The sequence below is a fragment of the Cohnella zeiphila genome (assembly GCF_014212055.1).
Classification (GTDB): domain Bacteria; phylum Bacillota; class Bacilli; order Paenibacillales; family Paenibacillaceae; genus Cohnella; species Cohnella zeiphila.
Window position 1 is genome coordinate 68,845 of the sequence record NZ_JACJVO010000033.1, and the last position, 13,219, is coordinate 82,063.

The 13,219-nt window shown below is 56.7% G+C and carries 12 protein-coding genes; 2 read left to right on the forward strand and 10 right to left on the reverse strand.

Going from position 1 to position 13,219, the window contains the following annotated elements; all coding sequences use genetic code 11:
* Positions 1-212: 212 nt before the first annotated feature.
* The gene (locus tag H7C18_RS26120) at positions 213-947 is read right to left on the reverse strand and encodes a YheC/YheD family protein (protein ID WP_337913906.1); all 735 of its coding nucleotides are present in this window, start codon (positions 945-947) and stop codon (positions 213-215) included.
* A 309-nt stretch (positions 948-1,256) separates the two neighbouring features.
* Between H7C18_RS26120 and H7C18_RS26125 the strand changes: the two genes are divergently transcribed.
* Positions 1,257-1,841: a bifunctional transcriptional activator/DNA repair enzyme AdaA gene (locus tag H7C18_RS26125; RefSeq protein WP_337913907.1), complete on the forward strand. Its 585-nt coding sequence runs from the start codon at positions 1,257-1,259 to the stop codon at positions 1,839-1,841.
* On the forward strand, positions 1,822-2,382 hold the full coding sequence (locus tag H7C18_RS26130) for a methylated-DNA--[protein]-cysteine S-methyltransferase (protein WP_185132068.1): 561 nt from the start codon (positions 1,822-1,824) through the stop codon (positions 2,380-2,382). Before H7C18_RS26125 ends, H7C18_RS26130 begins: the two co-directional genes overlap by 20 nt.
* Before the next feature lie 52 nt (positions 2,383-2,434).
* Here the strand turns inward: H7C18_RS26130 and H7C18_RS26135 are convergent, their stop codons facing one another.
* The 9 genes from H7C18_RS26135 to H7C18_RS26175 form a co-directional block, all read right to left on the reverse strand.
* Positions 2,435-3,190: a DedA family protein gene (locus H7C18_RS26135; RefSeq protein ID WP_185132069.1), complete on the reverse strand. Its 756-nt coding sequence runs from the start codon at positions 3,188-3,190 to the stop codon at positions 2,435-2,437.
* A 640-nt stretch (positions 3,191-3,830) separates the two neighbouring features.
* On the reverse strand, positions 3,831-5,123 hold the full coding sequence (locus H7C18_RS26140) for a M20 metallopeptidase family protein (protein WP_185132070.1): 1,293 nt from the start codon (positions 5,121-5,123) through the stop codon (positions 3,831-3,833).
* 338 nt (positions 5,124-5,461) lie between these two features.
* On the reverse strand, positions 5,462-6,658 hold the full coding sequence (locus H7C18_RS26145) for an LLM class flavin-dependent oxidoreductase (RefSeq protein WP_185132071.1): 1,197 nt from the start codon (positions 6,656-6,658) through the stop codon (positions 5,462-5,464).
* 48 nt (positions 6,659-6,706) lie between these two features.
* Positions 6,707-7,663, reverse strand: coding sequence for a substrate-binding domain-containing protein (locus H7C18_RS26150; protein WP_185132072.1), 957 nt, complete (start codon positions 7,661-7,663; stop codon positions 6,707-6,709).
* Between the two features lie 43 nt (positions 7,664-7,706).
* Positions 7,707-8,018, reverse strand: coding sequence for a 2Fe-2S iron-sulfur cluster-binding protein (locus H7C18_RS26155; protein WP_185132073.1), 312 nt, complete (start codon positions 8,016-8,018; stop codon positions 7,707-7,709).
* A 20-nt stretch (positions 8,019-8,038) separates the two neighbouring features.
* A complete protein-coding gene (locus tag H7C18_RS26160; protein WP_185132074.1) occupies positions 8,039-9,739 on the reverse strand; it encodes an FAD-binding protein in 1,701 nt (566 codons plus the stop codon).
* A 19-nt stretch (positions 9,740-9,758) separates the two neighbouring features.
* The gene (locus tag H7C18_RS26165; protein ID WP_185132075.1) at positions 9,759-10,541 is read right to left on the reverse strand and encodes a LamB/YcsF family protein; all 783 of its coding nucleotides are present in this window, start codon (positions 10,539-10,541) and stop codon (positions 9,759-9,761) included.
* A gap of 161 nt (positions 10,542-10,702) precedes the next feature.
* Positions 10,703-12,133 (reverse strand): UbiD family decarboxylase, encoded by a 1,431-nt coding sequence (locus H7C18_RS26170; RefSeq protein ID WP_185132076.1) that lies wholly within the window; start codon positions 12,131-12,133, stop codon positions 10,703-10,705.
* An 18-nt stretch (positions 12,134-12,151) separates the two neighbouring features.
* Positions 12,152-13,204: an ABC transporter substrate-binding protein gene (locus tag H7C18_RS26175; protein ID WP_185132077.1), complete on the reverse strand. Its 1,053-nt coding sequence runs from the start codon at positions 13,202-13,204 to the stop codon at positions 12,152-12,154.
* Positions 13,205-13,219 lie beyond the last annotated feature (15 nt).

Consider the following 13,219-nt stretch of genomic DNA (forward strand, 5'->3'; position numbering starts at 1 on the left):
GATCCGTGTTAACAAACGCGAGTCGTACGGGGCTTCCTTTCTTCCTACCTCTAGTCGCTACAATATCATTCGCCTCGTCGTTAAACTTGCCGCATCCTCGTTTGGCGCGGTGGCCCTATTGCAAGAACCCGACGCAAAGCATCTCCAAACAGGCAAAACGAAACGGCCTCCGTCTCACGGAATTCAGGACAAAGGCCGCATCTTGGCCGTTTTCAGAACTTTGAATACCTCAAAATCTTTCTATACATGGTTTTGTCTTTAAGCGCGTTAAAAATACTCATATCCGGCTTAGTATTAATCTCCAGGATCCAAGGCTTCATATTTGAATCGATTGCAATATCGACTCCGAAAGCTTTTTTACTTCTATAACTTTTACCAAGAATAATGCTCGCTTTTCTCCCTAAAGATTTCATCTTCGTTATAAAGTTTGCCCTGGCGGTTCCGGTAAGATGTGTTTTGAGTAAAGTGTCTATCGGTAATGGCGTGCCTCCGCTGTGAAAGTTCGTTACGATCTTGTTCGGTTTAGCCAACCGCCCAACGATACCGGTTGTTTCGGGTTGACCGTTTCTGTTCTTTTGCACCATCACCCTTATATCGAATGAACGGCCATTATGTTTTAACAGATCAATACCTTTTTGTGCAATATATTTGTTTTTATATAGAAACTTTTCAATCGAACTATATAACGCATCAAATGTAGCAAAATTCCTTGAGGCAGTACCGCTTCTTAAAACAAAGCCATTATGGGTTTTGGTTATCTTATAGATTCCGTGACCCCCAGTGCCCTCGTCCGGTTTTAAGAATATCGAGTGATATTTATTTGTCATTCTAAAGATTGTTGATTTTGTAGCTGCTCTTGTATCAGGTAAAAACATGATGATATCTCTATATTTTTTCATATAATGATATTTTCCTAATTTGCCCATTTTGTATTTCACCTTTTTCACTCTATCTACCCTCCTAGGAGAATAATGATAAAACCTTTCCGAATTCTCCTCATTTTCCCATGGGATCTTACGAATCGACTTGATAAGGGTTCGCGCGAACACCGCATTTCATCCTCGCTGCAAAATTTTATGCACCATCCATGCAATATGCTTGGACGAGAGCACCCAAATCATAAATGGAATATATCTATCCCTTATTTTCCGCGGCGACAAGCCTCAATATCGAATTCTTGCTCTCGTATTTCCCAATCGTTATCAGAAGTCCTACATTTGTTTATAATGTGGTTTATCAAAGGGGGGGTGGTTAGTGTGGAAGACGATCTCTTTCAGTCCGTTTACGACGCGATTTTACGACGCGATACTTGTTACGATGGCAGGTACTATGTGGGAATCACTTCAACGGGGATTTTCTGCAGGCCTTCGTGCAGGTCACGGATTCCGAAACGGCAAAATGTCAAAGTTTTCGGCAGCATCGAGGAAGCGCGTCAAGCGGGATTTCGCGCGTGTAAAAGATGCCAGCCCGACAACCCAAGTCAACATGGCCCTGATGCGGAAATGGTTCAGAGAATACGCGGTTTCATTCAAAATCGGTACAGCGAAAGTTTGACTCTAGGCGAGATGGGCGCCGCTCTGAATTTAAGCCCTTTTCACTTGCATCGCGTATATAAACGGATGACCGGTATAACCCCGGCAAGAGAACTGCTTCATACTCGGATGGAAGCGGCGAAGCATTTACTCGTTCAAAAGGATCGTACGATAGCCGATATCGCCGCTGCCGTTCGATACCGCAGCGTATCCCATTTTTCAGTTGTTTTTCAAAGAACGATCGGTTGTACGCCGAGTGAATACCAGATAAAAAAGGAGCTTTCTTCGAATGGACAGCACTGCGACTGAAGTATACTGGGCCGCCATGGAGCATTCATTTTTCCAGGATCAACCGCTCTATTTGGCTGCTACGAAGCAAGGCTTATGCCGAATCAACTGGCCAAGCGAGTCGATTGATACATTAAGGTCATGGGTGAACAAAAAAATACCGAACGCCCTTCTCATTCAGGACACCTCGCAGTTAACCGAGTACATGCGACAGTTAAAGGAGTACTTGGAAGGAGGCCGTAAAGTCTTTTCTCTCCCTATCGATCTACGGGGCACCTCATTCCAAATTTCGGTTTGGCAGGCGTTGACCCGCATTCCTTATGGGGAGACACGGAGTTATTCGGACATCGCCAACATGGTGAACGGTCCGAAGGCGGTTCGGGCCGTGGGCACGGCGAATGGGGCAAATCCCATCCCCATCGTGATTCCGTGTCATCGGGTCATTGGCAAAAATACAGAGTTGACAGGATTCGCGGGCGGACTGAAGGTGAAGGAAGCCTTGCTTAATTTGGAGGGATACGATGACTATATCCGAAAAGGGCATGAGCGTTTTCTGTTTTGACGGACAATTATTTTAATGTCGTATTGCCGCAAGGGAACGCCCGAACAGGTATTCATCGTATCCGGCTTTTGGAAGCCGCATAACGGGGCACGGCCAGCTGCTTATCGCGAGATTTCAGCGCGGATTGGGGTTGAACCGATTGTTCCCGCCCCGTCATCTCCGCCAATTCCGTTTCCGCGGATGCCGGTTCCGGCGCTTCCGCCGGCCCGGCTCTTTTCGCCAGCCGAGCCCGGCGCATTTTGAAGAATAGGACCAGAGCCAGAACAACGGCCAGGATCGCCACGGCAATCCGCGAATAAGCCGAGATCAGGTGAAGCAGCTTCTCGAACTGCGCTCCGAACAGCCGTCCGATCGATACGTAAACGATGACCCATACAAGCGCGCCGAAATGGTTGAACAACAAGAAGGTGCGGAATCGAATGCGAAGCACGCCCGACATATATCCCGTAAAATGACGGAAGCCCGGAATGAAATAGCTGACCAGCAAAATTTTGCTTCCGTACTTGTCGAACCAATCGGCCAGCATGGCGAAACGCTTCTTGTTCAGAAATATATATTTGCCGTATTTCTCAATAAACGGCGTACCGAGTTTGCGGCCCAACGCATACGTTATGGTCGTGCCGATCGTCGCGCCAAGAAAAGCGTACGTAACATCCAGCCAATAGTTCGAATTGCCGAAATACGCCAAATGGCCTGCGACCGCCATGGCCAGTTCGCCGGGGAACGGCAGCGCCAGCGATTCCGCAAGCAATCCGAAAAACAGCAACACGTATCCGTACTGCTCGAACAGCGCATTCATCCATTCCATATATTCCAGCCCCTTGGAAGGCGTTTTTGACCTTGTCTTCAGTCTTCATCAGTATAACCCTCCGTTGGCAGTCGAAGAACGGACCCGGGAACAGTTCTATCTCGGACAATAGTCGAGGTCGATGTTGGGCGAGATTGAAACACCGAGATTGCGGATGCTGCTGGAACCGCGCCTTTTCTTTCACATTGCCATCAATACACTTCTGGCAAAGCGCGGGAATGGGATCAAGTTCTAATAGACGAAAAAAAGCCTCATTCCATGACGGATGAGGCTTGGTCAAGGTATCCTCGAGTCGAGTGACGAAATCCGTAAAGCAATCGGCCGTCAGAAACGAAAAGCCGGGAAAGGGTTCAGGGTTTGGAAGGAAAATCCTCCGATCAGCTGACGCCACCAGTCGTAGCCCAAATCGTCGGTCATAAATTAAGCACGCCCAGATTTTCGATCGTCGCCCCAGAGACCTTTGCCTCTTCCATTGAAAGTCCTCCATTCGATCATGATTTGTTTTACATTTAGGAAAACGCGCGACTTCGTCAAGTGTTGGGTTGCTTGAAAATGATGAAGCCGATAGAGCTTGTTTTGGCTAATGGGCAGTGATGAGGGCAATCGCCGCTATTCTGGGCCTTTTCGTTCGAGCCTTGCTTTACCCGTTCGGCTGCAGATCGGCGACCAGTTGCACGAACAGCTTGGCCCCGAGCGTCAGCGCGCGCTCGTCCAAATCGAACGATGGATGATGAAGCGGATGAACGATGCCCCTCTCCTCGTTTCGAATCCCGAGCAGAGCCATCGCTCCGGGCGCCTTGTCGAGATAATAGGCGAAGTCTTCGCCGGCCAGGCTCGGTTTGTCAAGCCGAACGACTCGCTCCTCCCCGAAAATCTTGGCCCCGGACTTCGCGACAGCCTCGACCGCTCCGCTGTCGTTGATCAGCGCCTTGCCCATCCGCCAACGTAGCTCGCACGTTCCTCCGAATCGCTCGGCGCACCCCTCCGCGCATCGCTGAAGCAGCGACCGGACACGAAAAACCGTCTCCGGATCGAAGGCGCGATAGGTGCCCAGCACCTCTCCCGAATCGGCGATCGCATTGCCGACCGTCCCCGCTTGAAGTTTTCCGAAGGCAAACGAGAAAGGCTCCAACGGAGGAACCGCTGCCGCTACGGCACTGTGCGTCTCGACAACGAAGTGAGCGGCCATGAGCACGGCGTCCGCTGCCAGGTGCGGTGCTCCGTGATGACCCGAACGGCCGTGAAACACGACTTGAAAGTGACTCGAAGCCGCCATCGCTTCCCGTTGATGAATCGCGAGCTGCCCGACCGGAAGCTCCGGCCATACGTGCAAAGCAAAAGCGGCGGTCGCTTCGTCGGCGACACCGCTCTCCGCCAGATCCCGGCCGCCGCTGCGCAGCTCGCCGTCCTTCGGGCTGGGCGCCGCCCCCTCCTCCGCCGGCTGGAAGACGAACAGCACTTTGCCGGCCAAATTTTCGCGGCGGCGGCTGAGGCCGTATGCCGCCGCCAACAGCATCGTCGTGTGAGCGTCATGTCCGCAAGCATGCATCGCTCCGTCGATCTCCGAACGGTATTCGGATCCGCCCGCCTCCCGAATCGGAAGTGCGTCCATATCCGCTCGCAGCAGGACGACAGGCCCGGGGCGCCCTCCTTCCAACACCCCGACGACCCCCTTTCCGAAGTGATCGCCTACCCGCTCCCGCACCGCCAATCCGTATTCAGCGAGCAATCCGGCTACCCGCGCGGCGGTCCGGTCCACTGCGTACATCAGCTCGGGATGGCGGTGAAAGTCCCTGCGCAGGGCAATCCATTCTCCTTCTTTTTCCTCCAGCAGGCGGAACACTTCGGCAGCATCGAACGAGCTTTTACGCCAGGAACTCTCCGCTTCGCCGTGCGACGGCACCGTCCGACCGCCGCTCCCTAACTTCGCCATGCATCTTCCTCCTTGCGATCTCGATCGGCATAATCGTCTACCGCTGCCGATGCGCAGGATTGTGCAGCAATAGTTATCAACTTCAAATATTCGCATCGCGATACTATGAATTATGATCATACTAGCACCGTCTTCCAAAAAACGTCAACCACAAAGCTCAAAGTCATTAAGTGAAATGTCCACGTGACCTCGAGCCCCGTCACCGCACATGCGGACGTTGCTCCGACCAAACAATCCGCTTGAATGACGAATGTTCAATAAAACAACCACTGTGACTAACTCACAGTGGTTGTTTTCGGAGTGCCGCGATCGTACGGCTTGACGACCGAGTGTTAGGCTTATTCGTCTAGCTTGACTGGCAGCCGCAGACCGGCCTCCTCCAGCAGCGGGATGACGCTCTCGCCGAAGTAGGCAAGCTCGGGCTCGTAATCGTAGAACGTGATCTGAATGCCGTCGATGCCCGTCGCGTGAAGCTGCTTCAGTTGCTCCGCCACGTCCTCCGGCGAGCCGACGATATGCAGATGCCCGCCTACGGCACGGCCCTTGGCCGAATGCTCCAACCAGGACTGGCTGTCACCTGCCGCGTGTCGAGACGTAAAGTTGCGGATCGAACCCAAATCGGCGTGATCCATGATCGACTGATAATACGCGAAAGCTTCTTCGCGCGTCGGACGCACGATGATCGTCGGATTGATAATGACACGCACCTGCCGGTTGCGGGCCGCCGCCGCGTCCTTGACGGTCGCCACGTGGGCCGGCAGTTTCGGCAGCGCGTCCGTGAGCTTCTCCCCGGCAGGGCTCGAGACGAACACGATGTCCGAGTATCTCGACGCGTAATCGAACCCTGCAGGCGACCCTGACGCCGTCGCCAGCACCGGGCGGCCGTAAAGCGGACGCGGCGAGACGTAGGCATTCTCCAGCGAGTAGAAATCGCCCTTGTACGTCAGATTGTCGACGCCCGACCACAGCGCGTTGCAGATGCGGGTAAACTCGGCCGACTTCGCGTAACGCAGGTCATGCTCGGCCCGGCTTAATCCGAACATGCGCGGTTCGTTCTCCGCATAGCCCGTGACGATATTCGCGCCGAATCGTCCCTTCGAGATATGATCGGCCGTGGCCAAGAACTTCGCTAGGTGCATCGGATGCCACGGGCCGTACAGAATGTGAATCGTGCCCATCAGCAGAATTCGCCGCGTCACCGATGCCAATGCGACCGCCGATACGAACGGGTCGAGAAAATTTTCACGGTAGTGCGTCTCCCCGCCAAAGCCGCCCTTCGGCAACCACTGAGACAATCCGAAGGCTATGTCGAAGCCCAGATTTTCCGCTTGCCGCGTCAGCCGGGCATTGTATTCGAATGTCCAGTCGGTCCCTCTCGGCAGCGTCGACTGCGACCAGCCGCCCGTCTGCAGCGGAAGGAACAGACCGAGCATCAACGGCTGCGCGAACGCTTGGGACAACGGACTGTCCGGATGATGCTGCGGTTCGTTCGGGGTCCATAGCGTCGGTTCCGCCGATTGTTCGGATGCGCTCATCTTGATCAACTCCTATTGATACGGATCCTGCATGGGACTGACGTCGTCTCAGGTATTCAGCACGGAAGAGTGAAACACTTCCTCCGGCGCCAAATCCCGTTTGAGCAAGCCGTCCTCACGCAGATAGCCCATAAACTTCACGATCTGTTCCCAATTGGCTTGTGCGCCATACGGCCATATATCGTCGTTCATCAGCCGCGAAGCGCGTTCAACCGATTCCCAAATCCACGGATCCGATGTGTTGTTCTTGATCGTCTCCAGCAGCCCGGCAACGCCTTCGTTCTTGATACCGAGCATCAGCTCGTACAGATGTTTGGGCAATTCCGGATAACGCTCCGCCGTCTCCGATTTGAGCGAGACCAGATGCATGATCGGGAAAATGCCGGTTCGGTCATAATAAGCCCGTTCCTCGTCCCATACGTTCGGGATCAGACGGCGAATCGCGCCGCCCTCTCCCGTTGCCGGGAAGATCTTCTCCGGCGGACGACGGGCCGACATGATCGCGTCCACCCGGCCTTCCACAAGCGCCTCGAAAATATCGCCTTCGGTTAGCCGCGCCGGAATGTTCACGGGCACCCGCTCCGGACGGAACGTGAACCACTCCGGCTCGCCCTCGCGGATGCCCCATTCCTCCCGGAACATCCCTCTGATCCATACGGCAGCCGTCATCTGAAATTCAGGGAAGCCGAAACGCCGTCCCTTCAGCTCGGACGGATGGCGCCAAGGGCTGTCCGCCCGCACATAAATCGCATTGTGCCGGAACGAACGGGACAGGAAGACGGGGATCGCCGTCAGACGCTTGTCGCCTCCCGCCTTCGCAATCAGATAGGATGCCAGCGACAGCTCCGAGATATCGTACATGGCCTCTGAGACTTGATTGATGAAAATTTGCTCGACCGTCGCCTGCTGCGCGTCCAGCTCGAAGCCGGGCAGACGCCGAGCGCCCGACAGAAGCTTCAGCGTACGGTCGCTCTCCGACATTGCAATCGTCAGCTTGGGATCCATTTTCGATTCTCCGCTCCTTTCGATCATCATTTTTTGACTTCCGTCAATCGAGCGCGGTCGCCAGATCCTTGATCCATGCCCGGCCGTTCAACGGCTCGATGCGCACCTCGCTGCCGGACTTGGCGCGAATGCTGCACAGGAAACCCGCCTTGCCATCCACGATTGCGGAGCATTCCTTGCAGGCATTGGCAGATCGGCAGGAATACCGCACGGCCAGCGAGGGGTCCTCATGCTCGCGAATCCAGAAGATCGCGTCCAACAGGCTCATGCCGTCCCGGTAAGGAACCTCGTAAGTTACCGCTGCCGGTTCTGAGCCAGCCTCCCCGCGGGTAACCTTCAGCTTCACATTGGACATTCCGTTATCTCTCCTTTCTCCTATCCGTCCACGGGCGGCGCGACAGTCTCAAGCCGCCAGCGGCCTAACGCGTCAAGCGTCAGGCTGGAGCTCGTCGGCTCCGCAAGCATCTCGCTGTAGTCGAGGCGCACGTGCGCGCCTCGAGACTCCCGCCGCTCTATCGCGCCGAGAATAATCGCTTCGCTCACCTTCAGCATGCTGTCCGCTTCCAGCTTCTCGACCAGCGATAGCGCGAACTTGCCCGGTCTCGCCAGCGCAATCTCGTCCAACTCGGCACGAAGCGCCTGCAGCTCCGCAAGCGCGGCATTCAAGATTTCCTCCGTCCGCAGCGGCCCCGCTCCCTTCCACATGACGTGCTGCAATTTGTGCTTGAACGTCTGCAGCGAAGCACTGTCTTTCTTCACCTCCGTCGGATGCCAGAATGTCTCCAACCGCTCCCATTCTGCCGCAAGCGCCCGCTCGATGGCTGTTTCATCACTCGCTGAAGCCGCTGTCCGAGCCGCAGTCTCACCTGCGATACGCCCCGTCACCAGCGCCTCCGTAATCGCATTGCCGGACAGCCGGTTGGCGCCGTGCATGCCGTAGATCAGCTCGCCTGCGGCGAGCAGGCCGTTCACCCGAGTCCGCATCCGTTCGTCCACGCGCACGCCGCCAAGCATGAAGTGCGCCATGGGTGCCACTTCGACCATATCCTTCGTCAAATCGACACCTTGGTTGCGCAGAATGTCGATGACCGGTCCGAACGCTTCCTTCAATTGATCCTCCGGCACCATCCGGAAGTCCAGGTACGCGCCGCCATGCGGCGTACCGCGCCCCGCCTCGACCTCCCGGAAGATCGCGAGCGTTGTCTGGTCGCGGGCCGCCGTATATTTGCCCGCGACTTCGCCGTTATACCGATGCATGAACTCTTCCTGCTCACCGTTTAGCAATCGGCCGCCCAGCTTGTAGCGAAACGGGTCCCACATAATCGGATCGATACCGACAAGCGGCGGAAACAGATGTGCGATCGGGAAAAATTGAACCATTTCCATGTCCCGCAGCTCCGCCCCTGCTTCAGCCGCCAGTACATGGCCATCGCCGGTCATATTCGTCGAGGCGCTGTTGCGCTCGTATACCTCCGTCAATCCGCCTGTCGCCAAGATGACCGAGCCGGCGGAGATGCCGACAGGACGAAGCTCGTCCATCTCGAAGCCGACGGCGCCGATCGCTCGGCCGTTCTCGACGACGATTTTCGTCAGCATGACATTCTTCAGCCGCCGGATGCGCTCGTCTTTCCAGATCGCCCGTTTCAGCCCGTTCGATGTCGCGCCGCCCGTATTCAGAATGTCGACGTAGACGCAGCGGGCGCGGGAGTGGCCTGGCGCGAACGCCTGCGAACGTTTGCCGTCCGGGGTTCTTGCCCACTTCACGCCGTAGCCCTCCGCCTCCAAAATCACCTCCGGACCGCGGTCTACGATCGCGCGAACGATGCTCGGATCGGCCAATCCGCGGCTGCCCTCCATCGTATCCTCGAAGTGGACGTCTACGCTGTCCTCCTCGGCTTCGCCCAGCGCGACCGCGACGGTCATCTGAGCGAGAATGGTCGCGCCTCCTCGGCCGATCAAGCTTTTATCCGCCAGAATGACTTTCGCTCCTTCATCGGACGCGGCTCTCGCCGCCATCATCCCGGCCGCTCCGGAACCAATGATGAGCACGTCTGTTTGCAATTGTAGCGTGTTCACGCGCGCCGCTCCTTTCTGCCTATTCATTTGCCGCCGCCAGCGTCTCGCCGATCCTCCGCACCTTAATGCCGGCTTCCGTCAGCGAGCTTTTGATCTTGCTGGCAAACTCGACGGCGCGCACGCCGTCGCCGTGTACGCAGATCGTATCGGCTTGGATCTCGATGTCGACCTGCTGTTGCGTCAGCACTTTGCCTTCGTTCACCATCCGAATGACCTGTGCGAGCGAGCGGTCATCCTCCTTGATAACCGAATCGGGCAGCCGCCTTGACGTGAGCGTGCCGTCTGACTGGTAAGTCCGGTCGGAGAACACCTCGCTCGCCGTACGCAGTCCGATCTTCCGGCCGGCTGCGATCAGCTTGCTTCCCGCAAGGCCGAACAAAATAAGGGACGGATCGACCTTATAGACGGCCTCGGCGATGGCCTCCGCCAGCTCTGCGCTGCGAACCGCCATGTTGTAAAGGGACCCGTGCGCCTTCACGTGCTCCAGCTTCGCCCCTTCGGCGCGAACGAAGCCCCAAAGCGCGCCGAGCTGGTAAACGACCAGGTCATAGGCCTCTTCGGGGCTGATATCCATATCTCTGCGGCCGAAGCCGATCAAATCCTGCAGGCCCGGATGGGCGCCGATCGCGACTCCATGGTCCAGCGCCAGCTTCACCGTCTTGCGCATCGTCGCCGGATCGCCGGCATGGAACCCGCAAGCGATATTGGCAGAAGTCACGTATTTTAAAATTTCCTCATCGCGCCCCAGCTTGTAAGCGCCGAAGCTCTCGCCCAGATCGCAATTCAAATCGACAGCTTTCATGGTTCCATTCATCCTTTCAAGGCGCCCGCGGTGAGTTGACGGCATCAAGCCGCCGACCGCAGGTAGCGGATTTGAGAATACGTACGGCTCCGACATATGCGGGGTTTGACAGCCCTGCCCGAGTCTCGAGACATTGGGCGGGGCTTTACGTCAACGGTGCATTATGGCTTCAGCCACTTGTCCAGCCCGCTCACTCCCGGCTCGCGCAGCACCCCGAGATCGGCCAGTTCGATATGCTCGCGCGGCACGACCGCGCGCTTCGGGAAGACAACCGGCGGTGCCGGCTTGGTCGCGTCGACGACGACTGCGCTGGACATCCGCGGCGTGTTCTTGCCTTCCGCGCTGTATTCCCAGTTCGTCGGCAGCAGGCCGCCCGGACCGTTCCACTTCGGAATGACCAGGAGATCCCGCTCCGCATCGAATCGGGTGCCGATTGCCCATACCACTTCTTCTCCCTTGAAGACGTCGATGTCGTCGTCCACCACGACGATGTGCCGAAGGTTCTCCTGCTCGGTATTGAGCGCGGCGAAGGCTGCCTTCTTCACATCGGCCTCCCGCTCTTTATGCAGCGAGATGTAGCAATGCATCCGGGCATAGAACGGCACATGCACGGTCTTCAGGCTTGGCACGACTTCCTTCACGGTCTGATAGATGCTGCCGGAGCGGGGAACGCCCCCGACGACAAGGTGCTCCCGGCTCGATGCGACAATATCCTGGAAAATGGCGTCGTTGCGGTACGTGATGCGCTTGATGCGGATCGTCGGCACCGAGCCGCCGCCCAGATAATGGCCAGGCCATTCTCCGAACGGTCCTTCTTTGTGATCCTCATCGGGCAATATCTCGCCTTCGAGAATGATCTCTGCCTGAGCGGGCACGAGCAGATCCGAAGTCTCCGCCTGTGCCAGTTCGAGCGCTTCGCCCATCAGCGCGCCGGCAGCCTCGTACTCGCCGCCGATTCCCTGCACCCTGGATACCGAACCCATGACGAAGCCGGGATGATGGCCCAAGGCGATCGCGATCGGAGCGGGCTTGCCCATCTTTTTGTACTTCTTGTAGATTAACCCGCCGTGATGGGCGCCAAGGAACCAGACGCCCATGTCGGTCTTGTTGAAGATCTGATGACGGTAGATTCCCGCATTAATAAGGCCTGAATCCGGATCGCGGATGATCATGACGCCGGCGGACAGGTACGGGCCGCCATCCATCTCGTTATGCACGGGAATCGGCAGCTTGCCCAGATCGACATCCTGCTCAGGTACGACGTTCTCCTTGACCTTCGCCTGCGCGCGCTCGACGACGACCGGCGCAATCGGCTTCTTCAATTTCTCGCCATATACTCTAGGAATGTCCTGCACTTCACAGCCCAAATAAAGGGCGATGCGCTCGTATGCCGTGAGGAGATTGGAGATGCATGCGAATTCCGCGCCCTTCACGTTTTGAAACAGCAGAGCCGGATAATCGCCCTTCTCCGCCAGAGCCGCGGCATATCCGGTAATCCCGAAGCGAGGATCGACCTCTTTGTCTACGATCCGCACGCTGCGGGCGTCGAACTCCGCCAATTGGCTAAGGTACGTCCTCAAATCCTGAGCCATGATGCCATCTCCTGTTCTTTAGGGGAGTAACGTAAGATCTACCGCCTGATCAAAAGGAATTTCCTTCTTCAAAATGCCTTGATCCATCTGCGTCTTCTGCACATAGTCCGCGCCGGCCTCCGTCACCTTCAGCCCTTCGGGCACCTTGGGCAGATTGTTGCTGACGGCTGTCTTGAGCACGTCCGCAGGAATTTTGTCGAATACCTTCTGCAAGGCGCCTACCGCGCTGGCCGGGTCCTGCTGCGCACGCGCGTTGATCTCGCTGCTTACCTTCAGAAATTGTTTCATCAGGTCTTGATGCTTCTCCACCCAATCCGTCTTGGCCATGACGACAATACCGGCGAAATCGAACGGAGGATCGTATAGCACCCGGTAGTTCCCGGTAGCAAGCATCTGCGAGATTGTCGGCTCCGACACCATCCCGCCCGCCGCTTGACCGCTCTCGATCGCGGCCAGCATGGTAGCGCCGCTGCCGCCGTTGATCAGTTTGACGTCCTTCTCAGGGTCAAGGCCCGCTTGGGTTAAGCCTTCGCGCAAGCCCGTGTCGGAGAGACTGCCAACCTTCGTAACGGCCAGCGTCTTGCCCTTCAAATCCGCCAGCGACTGATACGGCGCGTCGTTCTTAACGATCAGCGAGTAGCCGACGCCATTGAAGATTTCGCCGTATGCCTTGACGGAGAGACCGTTCTGCTGTTGCCTGAGCACATGCTCGTAGGAACCGAGCACGACGTCCAGGCTGCCGCCGACAAGCGCCTGCACCATATCCGCTCCCGCGGTGAAGTCTTTCTCTTCGATCTTGATGCCTGCTTTCTCATAGGAGCCGTCGCTGATGCCGATCTGGGCGATCATGGGGGTCATCCCGCCGCCGACCAGGCCAAGGCGGATCGTACCGCCGGCTTGCGCGGATGCGGAAGCGTCTCCTGCGCTCGGACCGGCGCCGCTTGCGCTTGGCGGGGCCTCTGAAGACGGAGCGGAAGAAGCATTGGAGCTTGAGCCGTTATTGCCGCACGAAGAGAGCGCGACAACCAGAAGCGTCAGCAGGGTAAACAGCGTTGATTTTGCCAATTTCATAATAGGTGGACCTCC

What these genes read in the sequence shown, in the direction of transcription:
- H7C18_RS26130 (WP_185132068.1), top strand. Translation starts at nt 1,822, where the DNA reads ATGGACAGCACTGCGACTGAAGTATACTGGGCCGCCATGGAGCATTCA.
- H7C18_RS26135 (WP_185132069.1), bottom strand. Translation starts at nt 3,190, where the DNA reads ATGGAATGGATGAATGCGCTGTTCGAGCAGTACGGATACGTGTTGCTG.
- H7C18_RS26140 (WP_185132070.1), bottom strand. Translation starts at nt 5,123, where the DNA reads ATGGCGAAGTTAGGGAGCGGCGGTCGGACGGTGCCGTCGCACGGCGAA.
- H7C18_RS26145 (WP_185132071.1), bottom strand. Translation starts at nt 6,658, where the DNA reads ATGAGCGCATCCGAACAATCGGCGGAACCGACGCTATGGACCCCGAAC.
- H7C18_RS26150 (WP_185132072.1), bottom strand. Translation starts at nt 7,663, where the DNA reads ATGGATCCCAAGCTGACGATTGCAATGTCGGAGAGCGACCGTACGCTG.
- H7C18_RS26155 (WP_185132073.1), bottom strand. Translation starts at nt 8,018, where the DNA reads ATGTCCAATGTGAAGCTGAAGGTTACCCGCGGGGAGGCTGGCTCAGAA.
- H7C18_RS26165 (WP_185132075.1), bottom strand. Translation starts at nt 10,541, where the DNA reads ATGAAAGCTGTCGATTTGAATTGCGATCTGGGCGAGAGCTTCGGCGCT.
- H7C18_RS26170 (WP_185132076.1), bottom strand. Translation starts at nt 12,133, where the DNA reads ATGGCTCAGGATTTGAGGACGTACCTTAGCCAATTGGCGGAGTTCGAC.
- H7C18_RS26175 (WP_185132077.1), bottom strand. Translation starts at nt 13,204, where the DNA reads ATGAAATTGGCAAAATCAACGCTGTTTACCCTGCTGACGCTTCTGGTT.